Origin of the sequence: Pedobacter sp. BMA, assembly GCF_001027745.1 — a bacterium.
Classification (GTDB): domain Bacteria; phylum Bacteroidota; class Bacteroidia; order Sphingobacteriales; family Sphingobacteriaceae; genus Pedobacter.
Genome location: NZ_LECU01000001.1, coordinates 437355 through 452973 on the forward strand (window position 1 = coordinate 437355; position 15619 = coordinate 452973).

At 42.8% G+C, this 15619-nt stretch carries 8 protein-coding genes; 2 read left to right on the top strand and 6 right to left on the bottom strand.

The window, feature by feature from the left end; all coding sequences use genetic code 11:
- A complete protein-coding gene (locus AB669_RS01685) occupies positions 1-804 on the top strand; it encodes a 5'-nucleotidase, lipoprotein e(P4) family (RefSeq protein WP_047797524.1) in 804 nt (267 codons plus the stop codon).
- A 40-nt stretch (positions 805-844) separates the two neighbouring features.
- Here AB669_RS01685 and AB669_RS01690 read toward each other — a convergent pair whose 3' ends face one another.
- The 6 genes from AB669_RS01690 to AB669_RS01715 form a co-directional block, all read right to left on the bottom strand.
- A complete protein-coding gene (locus AB669_RS01690; protein ID WP_156166625.1) occupies positions 845-1369 on the bottom strand; it encodes an RNA polymerase sigma factor in 525 nt (174 codons plus the stop codon).
- Between the two features lie 326 nt (positions 1370-1695).
- Positions 1696-3291, bottom strand: coding sequence for a hypothetical protein (locus AB669_RS01695; RefSeq protein WP_047797526.1), 1596 nt, complete (start codon positions 3289-3291; stop codon positions 1696-1698).
- 107 nt (positions 3292-3398) lie between these two features.
- A complete protein-coding gene (locus AB669_RS01700) occupies positions 3399-4994 on the bottom strand; it encodes a hypothetical protein (protein WP_047797527.1) in 1596 nt (531 codons plus the stop codon).
- 183 nt (positions 4995-5177) lie between these two features.
- A complete protein-coding gene (locus AB669_RS01705) occupies positions 5178-6101 on the bottom strand; it encodes a DUF5017 domain-containing protein (RefSeq protein WP_197082304.1) in 924 nt (307 codons plus the stop codon).
- An 11-nt stretch (positions 6102-6112) separates the two neighbouring features.
- On the bottom strand, positions 6113-8014 hold the full coding sequence (locus tag AB669_RS01710) for a RagB/SusD family nutrient uptake outer membrane protein (protein WP_047797529.1): 1902 nt from the start codon (positions 8012-8014) through the stop codon (positions 6113-6115).
- Between the two features lie 22 nt (positions 8015-8036).
- Positions 8037-11237, bottom strand: a complete 3201-nt coding sequence (locus tag AB669_RS01715) for a TonB-dependent receptor (protein WP_231582615.1) — start codon at positions 11235-11237, stop codon at positions 8037-8039.
- Positions 11238-11450: 213 nt separating this feature from the next.
- On the opposite strand from AB669_RS01715, the gene AB669_RS01720 reads away from it, so the two are divergent.
- Entirely contained in the window at positions 11451-15509 is a 4059-nt protein-coding gene (locus AB669_RS01720) for a hybrid sensor histidine kinase/response regulator transcription factor (protein ID WP_047797530.1), read from the top strand.
- The last annotated feature ends 110 nt before the right edge of the window (positions 15510-15619 follow it).

The following is a 15619-nucleotide window of genomic DNA, read 5'->3' on the forward strand; positions in this document are numbered from 1 at the left end:
ATGAGAAAAACTCTACTATTACTCGCAATGACCACAATATCTGTGTTGTCGTGCAAAATGAATACCCAGCAGCAAAAAGATCAGCTGCAGCTCATGCCGGAGGCACCAGCCTGGGGTGCCCTATGGCAACAACGGGCGGCAGAATACCGCGCGCTGTCTTTTCAGGCCTATAACTTTGCCCGGTTAAGCTTTGATGCACTGGAGAGGAAGCCATCCGGAAAACCACTTGCTGTTGTGACCGACATTGATGAAACGGTGTTGGATAACAGTCCATACTACATTCATCAGGCCATTGCTAAAGCAAATTATTCTGATTCAACATGGGTACAGTGGACCAAGCAGGTACGGGCTGACTCGGTTCCGGGCGCACCCTCATTCTTTAAGTATGCGGCATCAAAAGGGGCTACCGTTTATTATGTCACCAACAGAATCCTTCAGGACAAAGCGGCGACGATTGAAAACCTGAAGAAATTTGGCTTTCCAAATGCCGATGAAGAACATTTGTTATTGCTGGAGACGACTTCCTCAAAAGTAGCACGCCGGGAGAAAATAGCGGCTAGTTATGAAATCGGATTGCTTCTAGGCGATAACCTTGGCGACTTTTCAGGCTTGTTCGACAATCATGCGGAGCAAGACCGAAAAGAATGGGTAGAAGAAAACCGAAGTCAATTTGGGAAGAAATTCATTGTACTGCCCAACGTGATGTATGGCAACTGGGAAGATTCATGGTATGGTAAACAAACCCCGAAATCCTTTACCGATAGCAACACCGTTTTGAATGGATTGATGAAGAATTATAAATAGGAGTTTTAAATTTCTATTTGCATATTTGCGCGGGAGGTTGTTATGCTGGCTTATAGCGTTCCAGGCTTCCTCGCAATCGTGTATAGGCCATATGCAACTGGTTTCTTACCGTTTGTTCGGAGATCGACATGTCTTCAGCAATTTCAGATATTGTAAGTCCTTTCTCCCGCTTTAGCTGATAAACCATTCGCATGCGTAAGGGCAAACCCTTAATATTGGTTTCAATCAAATCTTTCAGCTCTTTTGCGATGAACAACTCTTCCACGCTGTCTGTTAATTCGTTATCGGCAAAATCGGTTTGATTGACGTATTTGAACCTTACCAGCTCATGTTGGTATAAATGGAATATTTTATTGCGCAGAATGGCATATAAAAGAGCGATTACACTACGCTGTTGCTCCAGCGTATCCATTCTACCCCAGAGTACGACAAAAGCATCCTGTACTAAATCTTTGGCAATAACCGGACAACCTACTTTTGAGACTGCCTTTTTGTAAAGCAGCATCCATGAAAATTTGAAGATATGATTGAAGGCGCGTAGTTTGTCAGTCTGTAAATGCCTCATAAAATCTCTGTCAAGATTTAATCTGTTGTATTCCAATTGTTGATGTTTTTTATGTTTCGTAACTAAGCAAAACGCAGCGGCATCCACCGCTGCGCTGCAAACCTGTTACGAATGGACTCATCCCTATTTTTTGTTTTCAGACCAGATTTCCAATTTCACCCATGTATTTGAAACCTGTAGAGTTGTCTTAAACAAAATATCCATTTCGTAAGGCAGGCTATCGGGACCTTGGTGTAGTCCCAACTTCTTCATGTTTAAAAAGGGCCAACCGTCATCAAAACTAACCTGATTACGGAGGCCCCAGTTTATGTTCTAACTGTTATTCATTATTCTATTTTGCAGGAGCTCATGGAGTCGTTCGCACCGACAGCTACCAGGCTGGCATTATCTGCAGTTTGCACCCAGGAAGTACCTGCGAAATTATCACTCTGGTAAAGGGTTACCTTCCATCCGCTGGGAACGCGAAGCGATGAAGCCCAGTCGTTTGGTACGCCCTTCGCCGCGAGCTGAGCTAAAGTGTAAGTCCCTTTAGGGAGTGACTGACTCGCCGTTCCGGCATAGTTCGTGTTTTGATAAAATACTACTCCACTTTGGATGCCGTTTAAATAACGGTAGTTTTTTTCTGAAAGGATGTGAGCGGTCATCCACACGTTTGTTGAATACTCGCCAGAGGCAATATCAGCATTCACGAGATAATCCCATTCATCAGTATTGTATCGTACGGCTATCGGAAGATACCGCTCATGGAGAAAACTATATCCTCCGGCATTGCTATTCGTACCGTCAATACGGCCGGAAATTGGCCAACCAAGAGATTCTTTATGAGCCATAACATCAACAACAGTATTGGAAAAACGCTGAACGGCTGCCAGTGGTACGGAATATCTTCCACTTAGGTACGCTTGAAAAAATCCACCAACATCGTAACGACCATGGGGGGTGTCTTCTGGAGAGGTAGAAACAGAATGTATTGCATAGTTCCAAAAATATACCGGAGTTCCTGAGGCAGAGGTTTTTGATACCGCACTGGCTAAAAACCAGTTCAGTGACGTTTGAACGAGTTGGTCATAATCGGTCACCTTGGAAGGAGCATCCCCTAAAATCTGATGACACTCGGCAAGACGTTGAAATGCGTTGTTCAGCATCATCTGTTGATTCCATGGCAGCGCACCCCCAGGAAAGAAGGTCCATCCTGTAAGGGTAGTATAATAAAATTTATTATCTGTTGAATCAACCATATATTTTTTTATATATGCCGCTGTTTCTTCACATCGGGCTACATAGGTAAGTGCCCGGGCTCGATAGGTTGCTCCGTAGGCATTTGGATCTCCACTTCCTACGGTAAGATTCCAAAGTGCCGGACGTGCGAGAATGAGTTTAGCTGCGTAGGCTATGTGACCCACAATATCCCCTTGAGCCGCATCAGCCTGGTCGGTACTGGAAGTATTCGGCCAGACAGGTTCGATATTTCCATTCCACATCACACGTTGTCCACCACTCGCCGCCGGAAGAATGTCGTTTCGACAAGTGATCGCCTTATCTGCAAATTGCAGCATATGATCTAATAGTATCCGGTCTTCTGTCACTTCGAACATCAAACCAAGCCCTTGAAGTGCGCCACCTCCTTGACCATAAACCCAAACATTTGTTGGACTCCAGTTGTTGGCAGGAAAAGATCTCGCCAGCATATACGACTTAAAAGAGGCAATTTCGCTAGCGGTTACAGGACCTGCGGTACTTTCTATTTGCATACCAGCTGCCGTAGCAGCGACCGTGGCCGCGAGTTTGTTACCTGCAAGTGAATCAGAAAACACACTTTCTGCGTTAGAATCTGTTAAATCGAACTTCTTACAAGAGGTTAAAATACTGAAGACAAAGCCGCTAATCAGCACGCATTTTGCCAAAACTAGGTTCAATTTCATATGTAAATTATTTAGTTAGAGAATATTCATCTAAGTAAAAAAGGGCCAACCGTTATCAAAACTAACCTGATTACGGAGGCCCAAGTTTATGTTTTAACTGTTATTCATTATTCTATTTTGCATGAACTCATGGAGTCGTTCGCCCCGATAGCTACCAGGCTCGCATTATCTGCAGTTTGCACCCAGGAAGTACCTGCGAAATTATCACTCTGGTAAAGAGTTACCTTCCATCCGCTGGGAACGCGAAGCGATGAAGCCCAATCGTTTGGTACGCCCTTCGCCGCAAGCTGAGCTAAAGTGTAAGTCCCTTTAGGGAGTGATTGACTTGCCGTTCCGGCATAGTTCGTGTTTTGATAAAATACTACTCCACTTGGGATGCCGTTTACATAACGGTAATTTTTTTCTGAAAGGATGTGGGCGGTCATCCATACGTTTGTTGAGTACTCCCCAGAGTTGATATCAAGATTTACAAGGTAATCCCATTCATCCTGGTTATAACGTACCGCGATAGGTAGAAAGCGTTCACGCAGGTAATTATCCCCTCCCGCCGTGCTATTCGTGCCATCAATTCGGCCAGAAATAGGATAACCGAGAGATTCTTTATGGGCCATGACATCAACAATTGTATTGGAAAAACGCTGAACGGCTGCCAGTGGAATAGAATAACGTCCGCTTAAGTAAGCCTGAAAAAAGCCGCCAATATCATATTGCGCATGGCCGGTATCCTCTGGCGAAGTAGGATTTGAATCGAGTGCGTAGTTCCAAAAATAAACCGGAGTGCCCGCAGCAGATGTTTTCGAGACTGCGCTGGACAGGAACCAGTTAATAGAAATCTGAACCAACTGGTCATAAGAGGTTATTTTCGCAGGAGCGTCTCCCAAAACCTGGTGACATTCGGCCAAACGCTGAAATGCACTATTAAGCATCATTTGCTGATTCCATGGAAGGGGGTCGCCCGGAAAAAAAGTCCACCCAGGAAGCGTTGGATAATAGAATTTATTGTCTGATGTGCGAACCATATATTGGCGTATATAGTCAGATGTTTCTTCACACCGGGCCACATAGGTAAGAGCTCGGGCGTGATAGGTTGCACCATATCCATTTGCATCTCCACTGCCTACTGTGAGATTCCACAATGCCGGACGTGACAAAATAAGCTTGGCTGCATAGGCAATGTGCCCCACTATTTCGCCCTGTGCTGCGTCAGCCTGATCAGTGGTGGAAGTATTCGGCCACACAGGCTCAATATTCCCTGTCCACATTACACGTTGCCCACCACTTGCTGCCGCCAGATTATCGTTTCTACAAGCAATTGCCTTATCAATAAATTGTAGCAGGCGATCTAATATAGCCCGGTCTTCCGTCACTTCAAACATCACTCCCATTCCCTGAACCGTTTTCCCGCCCTGCCCATAAACCCACACATTTGAGGGTGTCCAGTTATTTAGCGGAAATGATCGTGCCTGGATATAAGACTTGAATGCAGTAATTTCGCCTGATGTTACAGGACCTGCGGTACTTTCAATTAGCATGCCTGAGGCTGCAGCGGCCGCCGTAGCAGCGAGCTTGTTGCCGGCAAGTGAGTCAGAAAATAAATCTTCTGCTTTAGCATCTGTTAACTCGGATTTTTTACAAGAGGTTAAAATACTAAAGACAAAACCGCTAATCAGCAAGCATTTTGCCAAAACTGTGGTCAATTTCATGTTTAAATTATTTAGTTAGAGAATATTCATTCTAAGTAAAAAAGGGCCAACCGTCATCAACTACTAACCTGATTACGGAGGCCCCATTATTATTAATATTGTAATCTGCAAAAACTAAAGTACTGTTAAAAAAGCCTCCACTGCAGAGAGGCCAAAAACCGCTGCAGGGAGGCCGGACGTTAATTATTGGGTAATTTTTATATAAAAGTTTTTACTGCCAGCTTTTGTATCATCCTTTGTATTGCTGTAATAGGCAAAGGTGGATTTATAAGTACCTACGGCGGCATACTTATATTCGTAATAAGTAACGGCAGCACTTACCAGGTTTTTAACTGTTGCAGTAGGAATATCCTGCGTTATTCTTCCTACATAAAGGGGTTTGGTAACGATCCAGCTTGTGTTAGTCGCTGCTGTGGCGGCACCACCAACAATGGTTAATGCACTACTGGTCGCGGTCCAACGGGCTGAAGCTGGCGTCCACACATTGCCATATCTGGTCCAGTATGACGCATCGTTAGCCAGGTTACTCAGCACATAATTGAAATCACTTCCAATATTGGTCAGACTGTAGTTGCTGATTACCCAGGTACGTTGTGTTGAACCCGTTACACCAGAATATTTGAAAGCAAGGTATAGCACATCATCAGCACTGCTTACTAAATCAGTTACATCTACATTTCCGGTACTCACTGCCGTAGCACTTGTTGCCAGCGTGGTACGTGAAGTAATGTCGGTCCAGTTTGCGTTCACAACTGTAGCAGAATCTAAGCTTGGAAGGTTTTTAATGGCCAGTACTTTGAAAGTATTAGCCTGGGTCCCGAATTGCATGGTTGTGCTGAAGGTTAAGATTAATTTACCTAAAGCCGATGTCCGGTTTCTGTTATCGTAATTGTTTCCAACAATGCCTGAATAGTGCGTGATGTTATCTGCGTAACCGGATACATCGAATTTGCATGTATCCCCCAACTTGAATACCAGCGTATCACCGATAGTGCTTCTCATATTTCTTACCGTAAAATCAACAGTTGGGGCCTCTGCAGTAATTTCCTTCTTGCAAGCCATTATGATCATGCTCAACAAAAAGCTTATATATAATATTTTTTTCATATCCATTTTTATTAATAGCCTGGATTCTGTTTTAATAATTTATTCAGGTTCATTTCGTAAGTTGGTTTTGGCAACAAAACATGTTTCTGCTCAACTGCTGCCAGGGCGCTTATCGCATTACTATTACCGCCTATCCCATTTGCTGTGGCATACACCCTAAAGTCAACCATATCATTGTAGAAGTTTCCCCAACGAACCAGGTCGTTTCTTCGCAGGCCTTCATAGCACAATTCACGCATACGCTCTAACTTCATCATATCAAGTAAGGCTGCCTGACTTAAGCCGCTGGCAAGCTGATATTCTGTACCGTTTGTGATCGTCGCTGTAGCAAGCGCAGCTGTACCGGTTGTTGGAGCAGCAATCGTTACGGTTGGCGCGCTGGTATAATATGGACCTGAAGTTGTTAGTGTACCTCTGCTAGATAGTCGAATGCCAGTTACCACACCTGCTGTGGATACTACGGCAGTAGCTGTAGCACCACTTCCTCCACCGCCGCTAATTGTTACTATCGGAGGAGTCGTTGCTGAATATCCTGTACCACCTCTGGTTACTGTGATATCTTTAACAATGTTACCATACATCGTACCATATGCACGTCTGCGCACCGTTTCGATATCAGCTTTAGCGGTTGCCAGATCGGGTGTTGCCTTTAAGATATTTGCTTCTGCACGCATTAATAACAAATCAGCATACCGAAGTGCAGGCCAGTTTGCGCCATAAAACCCACTATTTCTTTGTTCAAATGGTGCATATTCCCTCCTAAATTTGCCACAGCGCAATTGCCATAAATTAATAATTGCCGCGGTAGATCTGGCTTCAGCTCCGTTTACGATTGAGTAGGTGTAAGTAAAATCAGCACAGTTCCAGTCCCGTCGGGTATCCAATGATGCTTTTAATTGGAGTGTACTTGTTGGAATGGCTTCATAGCTATCAAATAATTTTCGCGATGCCCAAACCCAGGCAGCTGAACTATAGGAATATAAAGGAGTAACATTTGTCGATATCGCAGATGTAATTCCAACAAAATTTCCGATGTCATTTCCAGTTTTGATATTAGCGCCCGCCGCACCACCAAATGAACCCCATTCGAGAATATCTTCTTTGATATCATACTTATCCTGAAAAAGATTGATGAATACCTGTTTATAATCTGGATTTAACTGGTGTAATCCTGAATTAACCACCTTGTTTGCATAAGTCACTACATCTTCATATTTGCTCGTATCTTTGATTGGGTAGCCTGCCCAATACAAATAAACTTTTGCCAGCATGGTCTGCACTGCTGTGATGGTTACCACATCATTATAACCAAGTGAAGCTGAGGTTCTCCCTGCCAGTAAAGTTTCGGCCTCTTTCAAATCGGCTTCTATCTGCTGATAAATCGTCAACTGAGAAGCAGATGCTATATTCACTTCTTCTATACCTGGGCTATGCAAAATCAAAGGCACTTCACCAAAATTGATGGTGAGCAGAAAATAGTTATAGGCCCTCAAAAACAACGCTTGTCCTTTAATGTAACCTCTTTGGGCTTCATCCATTGTAGGCTTATTGATGTTATCGATCAGGTTATTCGCCAAATTAATGGCAATATAAGGCCCCTGCCACATGTCTGCCACACGGGTATGACCGGCATTCCAGTTGGCGTAATTCAAACCACGGTTATCGCCTGCTAACGATCGGTTGGTAAGCATTTCATCTGTTGTACTGTTAAAATTAAAGTGCTGTATCAAACCAAACATTTTACCACTGCTCATTGTGCTATAAACCGCATTCAAAGCAGCTTGTAATTGAACCTGTGTATCATAATAATTCACAGTGGAATAGAAATCGTTTGGTGTTGTATCCAGATACTTTTTACAAGAAGTAGTGATGCTCAGCAACACTATCAGCATAAAACTATATATATATTTCATGTTATGTTCTGTTTAATCATTTTTAAAAAGTTGCATTTAAGCCGAATGTGATCACCCTGGCCTGAGGGTAAGTACCCCAATCGAAACCTGGTGTTAAAGTACTTTGCCTCGCTGAAGCTTCAGGATCCATGCCTGAATATCCTGTTAAAGTCAGTATATTTTGTGCAGACATATTTAGATTTAATGCAGATACCCCTATTTTACGGGTAATCTTCGGAGAAAAATTATAACCCAATCTCACTGTCTTCAATCTCAGATAAGACCCATCTTCAATTACTCTCGATGAATACTGAAAAGTTCCATACCCACCAGCCCTGAAATATTCATTAGTAGGGTTTGTCGGTGTCCAGCGATCAATAAATGTGGCGTACTGATTTAAAATACCATTTGGAGTTGCACCTTCAAAGTAATAACGGTTTGCGTTGATGATGTTATTACCATAACTCCATTGCAAAAACACGTTTAAATCCCAGTTTTTGTAGGTGAAATTATTACTGAAACCACCTGTGTGAATTGGCAGACCACGACCAATAATAGTATAATCGTCAGCATTAACTGTCAAATCTCCGTTTAAGTCTTTGTATTTGATGTCGCCCGGAGCAATTCTATCCCTAGCCGAGCCATTTGTGGTAACAGTAGGCTTTAGGACATACGTACCTGTAGGCGTTAGATCAAAGTCGCTGTATTGGTAATTTCCATCCCATACCAGCCCGTACATATCTCCAACTGAGCGGCCTTTCACTGAAATGTATGGAGACAAACTTGAATAATTTGTATCGAAGAACGTTCCTGATCCTGAAGTCAGAACACTGGTACCTTGAGTTAGTTCTACAATTTGATTTTTATTAAATGAAATGTTAAAACTGCTTGTCCAGCTGAATGATTTCGTTTTGATATTCGTGGTGCTGATGGCAAACTCAAGCCCTTTATTTTCCAGGCTACCGATGTTTTTATATCCTCTTGCATTTGGTATTCCTGAAGCATAAGGCAATAATGCATTTAACAAAAGGTCGTCTGTGTTTCTTTTATAAACGTCCACTGTAACTTCGATTCTTTTTTTCAGGAAACTTAAATCCAGTCCAATATCTGTTTGCCTGCTTGTTTCCCACTTTAAATCCGGATTAGCTGCTGCAGTAATTAAGAAACCCGCCTGAGGTGCAAGCGCATTGTATGAATACCAATATTCTACATTGGTAAGATTTGCCTGAGACACGTAAGCGAAGTCTGTAACGCGGTTATTACCAGATTCACCATAACCTACCCGAAGTTTGCCTTCAGATAACCATTTCGCATTTTTCAGGAATTTTTCCTCTCCAAATTTCCATGCCGCGGAAGCCGACGGGAAATAACCCCAACGGTTACCTGGTGCAAATTTAGATGAACCATCTGCGCGGTAACTGGCGGCAAACAGGTATCGTCCTTTGTAATCATAATTTGCACGTGCAAGGAATGACTGCAATTTCCAGGTCGAAGATGATGAAGTAATGGAAGTATTGGCTGCTGCGGTCATGTCAAGTGCATTAAGCCCCAGCGACTCATCTGTAATTTGTTTTGCAGTAAATGAACGCGTAGAAGTTTTGCTGGATTGCGTGTTGTAGCCTACCAGAAAAGAAACATTATGTTTTTTAGCAAATGTATTTTTGTAATTTAATGTATTATCATTTACCAGGTTAAAGGTTTTCACATTTCCTATTGTCCCATTAGGGCCGTTTGAGAAGTACCGGCTTCCTGACTGTGTATTTGAATTGTTGAATATATTAGATTCAACATTACTATTGTTGAAACCTGCTGAAATTCTTAATTTCAGTTTCGGGGTGATGAAATAGTCTGCATAGCCATTGGTTTGTGCGGCTGTATTTTTGGTTTTCGTTTGCTGATTGGTCAGGTTTAATAGTGGGTTAACACGATAATCCTGAGCACCGTTATCATCATTTTCAGGATCGTACAATATATTTAACAAGTCATCACCACTGAGTCCACTTCCTATAGCCGTGGTGGGACGGTATCCCCAAACCGAGTAAAGAAAATTCGAAGACGCGTATTGTTGGTTGATGTTTAACTGCAATCCAGTTGATTCAGAATAAGAATAATTAGTATTCACTCCAACCTTTATTTTCTTAGAGATGTTCTGATCCAGTACCAGGCGGCCCTGATAACGCTTAAATCCGCCAAATTTTACGCTACCTTTCTGATCATTATAATTCAGTGATAGCGCATAGGTCGTTTTATCTGCACCTCCCCTGATGGCGAGGTCATGATTTTGGTTCTTACCTATCTGATAAATATAATCCTGGAGATCGTAACTTTGTACGTTTTTGTAATCATCTAATGTAACCCCGACAGGGAGGTAAGTAGCAGCATTAGTTGGCTCACGTTCGATAATATACTTTACATAATCGTATGCATTCATCACCTCCATAGTTTTGGGCTTTTTCGTTAAACCATAGTAACTATTGTAGGTAATTTTTGGTGCGCCTGTTACACCTCTTTTTGTTGTGATGAGTATAACCCCATTTGAGCCTCTCGAACCATAAATTGCGGTTGCCGATGCATCTTTTAGCACATCGATACTTTCAATATCGGATGGACTGATGGAATTGGCTTCAGAACTTTCTGACGGGAAACCATCAATGACAAATAATGGTGAGTTGTCTTGTGTAATAGACCCTGCTCCACGGATCACGATGTCCGCTACAGTCCCTGGTTGTCCATCACCTAAAGAAACCTGTACCCCAGCCACGCGGCCAGCCAATGCCTGATCAAATGACTTTACAGGGGCTTTCTCAAAATCCCTCATATTAACAGAGCCAACAGAAACTGTTAAGTCGGCTCTTTTAGTAGTTCCATATCCTACCACAACTACATCACTCAATCCGGTAGAGCTCGACGCAAGGTTTACATTGATCACTGTTTTAATTCCTACCACAATACTTTGCGATACATAACCCACATAATTAAATACCAACTGATCAGTTGGCATTGCCGAAATTTTATACTTTCCATTGGCATCGGTTTGCACGGCTGTTTTGGTTCCCTTCACCGATACAGACACCCCCGGAATGCCGGTTTTTCCTTCATCGATTACTACCCCGCTAATGCTCTTCGTCTGCGCGAAAGCCGCGGCACTGTTCAATAATAACAAGGCTATCCAGATCAGGATTTTCTGATGTGCAAAGTAATGCATCAGTCCCCGCTGTTTGGCCATCAAGTAAATTTTACTCATAGTTTGTTTGTTTTGTTTGGTTAAATTGTTTGCTTTCCTAATCAGCCTGGTTCAGAATGGCTGATCTAAAAGCAAACTTACTGGCACTTTCCCATCCACTTGGGGTAATTTTCAAACTAAAAGGGGTGAAAATCCTAAATCTCTCGTGAAAAATACATTTTAACCCTATTTTAGTAGGGATAACAAGACATCCAAACAACAAAACCACCATTCATGAATTGTAGATTACTAACCTGTCTGCTCTCTTCTTTCTTAATGTTCTGCCTGAACAGTGCTGCCCAACAAACCATATCGTTTGATCACCTCGGTGTGGAAAAAGGACTGTCGCAGAGTTCTGTGATCTCCATCGCACAAGACCAGCAGGGATTCATGTGGCTCGGCACCCGCCTTGGCTTAAACCGTTATGATGGGTATCGTTTTAAGGTATACCAGCACGACGAGAAAGACCCTGAATCCATTTCCAATAACTACATCACAGCCTTATATACCGACAGCCGGAAAACGCTTTGGATAGGTACCATTTCAGGCCTCAACATTTATCACCCGGAGAACGATCATTTTGAGCAGGTACTTAATGATTCAAAAAAAGCAAATACGCTAAAGGGAATCAGCATTAATTGCATCACTGAGGATAGAAAGGGAAATATCTGGATCGGCACACAGCAAGGCGTGTTCCTGTTTAAAGACGGCAATCCACTCCACCTGACGAGGTATTTTAATCCATCACAACCGAAACCAGCAATTAATGCAAAGGCAATCAAAGAAGATCACCTGGGCAACATCTGGGTAGGTACGGCTAGTGGCCTGTTTTGTCTGGTTCCCCATGACCAAAAGTTCAGTATGGTCAGTTATCTGGCTAACGGCAAGGCCGGAAGTATCAGCGATAATAACATTACCTCCATTCTGGAAGACCACACAAACAGGCTTTGGGTGGGGACACAAAGAAATGGTTTAAATTTGTGGAACAGCAGTACCGCTACCTTTAGTATATTCAACCACTCAGCCGCCGATTCGCATTCGCTGGTGAACAATACCATCAGAAGCCTGGAGCTTGATGATCAGGGCCGGTTATGGGTTGGAACGCTCGATGGCATCAGCATTCTAAATCAGCAGGGTTCCTTTACCAATCTTCAATACGAGCCCGACAATAAAAGCAGCCTGAATCAAAACTCCATTTACAAGTTATACAAAGATAAAAACGGTTCGATGTGGGTAGGTACGTATTTTGGAGGCGTAAACATCAATTACCCCTATCACACCTCATTTAAAATTTACCAGCGAAGCAATGGCAAATCAAGTATCAACAACAATGTGATCAGCGGTTTCGCAGAAGACAATCAGAAAAACCTCTGGATAGGAACCGAAGGTGGTGGATTAAACTTTTATAACCACATCAGCCAGCAGTACGTCGCCTTCCTGAGTACAGGGGCCTCAGGTGCACTGCGATCAAACCTGATCAAGAAAATTTTCTACGACCGAAATGGCACCCTATGGGTGGGTACACATTCGGGTGGATTAAGTTGCTATGACCCGAAATCGGCTTCCTTCAGGCATTTTGACCTGGGCAGTGAAACAGAGACAAATCTCCTTGATGAAATTGTATCTATTGACGAGGATCAACACGGGCGACTTTGGGTGGCGACACAGCGGAACGGGATTAAAATATCAAATACCGCTAAAACTTCATTTTTAAATTACGCTTTACCTGCGGCGTTTCCAAAAGCGGCAAAGGTGAAATATATGATCATCAATGACCGGGTATATTTCGGAACCACCTATGGCCTTTTTATCCTGAATCCATTGCGCAATGAATTTTATAGCATTAACGATCCGCAAACCAAAGAGCGGATCAATTTCTTTGTTAATTGTTTGCTCGAAACCAAAAAAGGGGAAATTTATATCGGCACCAACCATATGGGCATGATAAAATATGACCAGCTACATAACCGCATCATCCGTTACACCAAAAAAAGCGGGTTACCAAATGATGATGTTTTCGGACTGATGGAGGATGAAAAAGGCAATATCTGGATTGGTACAGCTAATGGTCTTTCTATGCTGGATCAGCAAAGCCAGAGCTTTAAAAACTACACCATTTCTGATGGCCTGCCTGGCAACGAATTTAACAGCAACGCTTTTTTCAGAAAAAGTGATGGTGAAATGTTATTTGGTGGTTATAATGGCTTCGTTGGTTTTTATCCGGATAAGATTCAAACCAACACTCAGGCATCTGAAATGACTTTCACTGATCTGATCCTGGATAATCAACCGGTTAAAATAAACGGAGAAGACCTGCTGTTGGAGAAAAATATTGTTCAGACCAAAAAACTGGTTTTGGGGAACGATCAGAATACTTTTACCCTCGACTTTGCCTTACTGAACTTCATTAAACCGGAAAAAAACCAATACCTGTATAAACTGGAGGGCTTTGAAAAAAAGTGGAACCGCGGAAACATCCCCTCGGTTACCTATACCAATTTGCCCACCGGAAATTACCGTTTCCTGGTTAAAGGCATTAACAATGATGGCATCTACAGCTCCAATATGCTCAATATGGACATCAGGATTAAGCCTCCCTTTTACAGTACCTGGTGGGCTTACCTGTTTTATGTGCTGGTGGCCGCCCTCATTGTTGCATTGCTTCTACGCTATATTTTCCTCAAAGCCATCTTGTTCAAGGAAAAGGAAATCAGCGCACATAAACTCGAGTTCTTCACCAACATTTCGCATGAAATCAGAACTCCTTTAACGCTGATTTTAGGTCCGCTCGACAAACTGATAGAGGAAACACGCGATCAGTGGCAGTGGAATAAGGAATTGCAGCCGATTAAAAATAATGCCGATCGCTTGATGCGCCTGGTAACGGAGCTTCTTGACTTCAGAAAAGCTGAAAGCGGTAAAATGCAGCTGGAAGTAAGTCCCGGTAATATTGTTCAGTTTACAAAGGAAATTTATCTCGCCTTCCGGGATCTGGCTGCCGAAAAAAAGATTGACTACAAGTTTGAGTGCGCAGAGAGCGATATAAAACTATATTTCGATCAGAAACAACTGGAGAAGGTATTGTACAACCTGCTATCGAATGCGATTAAATTCGGCCACGAAAATGGCAAAGTATTGGTAAGCCTGAAGCCGGAAAACGGAACAGTAGCCATCAATGTGTCTAACGAAGGCAAAGGCATTCCGCTCGATCAACAATCTAATTTATTTGATACTTTTTACCAGGTAAATCCCGGATTGAATATTGGCACAGGAATAGGTTTGTCATTTTCCAAAACCATTGTTGAACTTCATCATGGTGAGATTAGCTTTGAGAGTACGCCAGAAACGATTGAAAAAACGGGCTTCACCCGTTTCACTGTACTGCTGAAAACAGGTAAGGATTTTTTCAAAGCAGAAGACCTTGTGGAAGATGACCGCGAATATGAAGCCTTATCGGGCTATAGCTTCTCCCCTGTTCCGGTTAGCGAGGAAAGTTTTGATCAGGAAAGCGAACCGGATACAGACTTTAAAGAGCGTTTCACCATACTGCTTGTTGAAGACAATCAGGACATCCGTTTCTTTATCAAGAGTTACCTGAGTCAGGATTATGATGTGGTGGTTTGTGAGAATGGCCGTCAGGGCTGGGAATATGCCATTGAGCAGATTCCCGATATTATCATCAGTGATGTGATGATGCCTGAGATGGATGGACTGACCCTGTGCAGCAAGCTGAAAACAGATGAACGCACCAGTCATATCCCAATTGTACTCCTTACCGCAAGGTCGGCCTATGTGCATCAGATCAGCGGATTGGAAACAGGCGCAGATGTGTACATGACCAAACCTTTTAACATCCGTTTGCTTAAAGTTCACCTTCAAAACCTCCTGGCTACACGCGAGAAAATCAAGAGTAAGTTTAGCAACGTAATGGTGCTTGAGCCTACGCATGTAGTCATCAGAAAGGCTGATGAAGATTTTTTAAATAAACTGATTGCTACCATAGAAGACAATATTGTTGAACAATTTGATGTTCCCTTCTTAGCAAAAAAGATGGGCATGAGCCAGCCGGTACTTTATAAAAAGCTTAGGGCACTTACCGGCATTTCTGTAAATGATTTTATAAAATCCATCCGGTTGAAGCGCGCCGCACAGCTATTGGATTTAAAGTCGGGCAGTATTACCGACATTGCCTATTCTGTAGGTTTCAACGATAGAAAGTATTTCAGCGTGGAGTTTAAAAAGTTTTTCGGGGTGAGCCCGAGGGAATACCAGAGTGGAATGAGGCAGCAGTAGAATTTGAGATGTGAGATTTGAGAGATGAGAAGCGAGATTTGAGACCTGATGGTCGAATGAAATTACTAACGCCGGCTACCTTAGGCCCGCTCAGCGTTAGTAATTTTCTT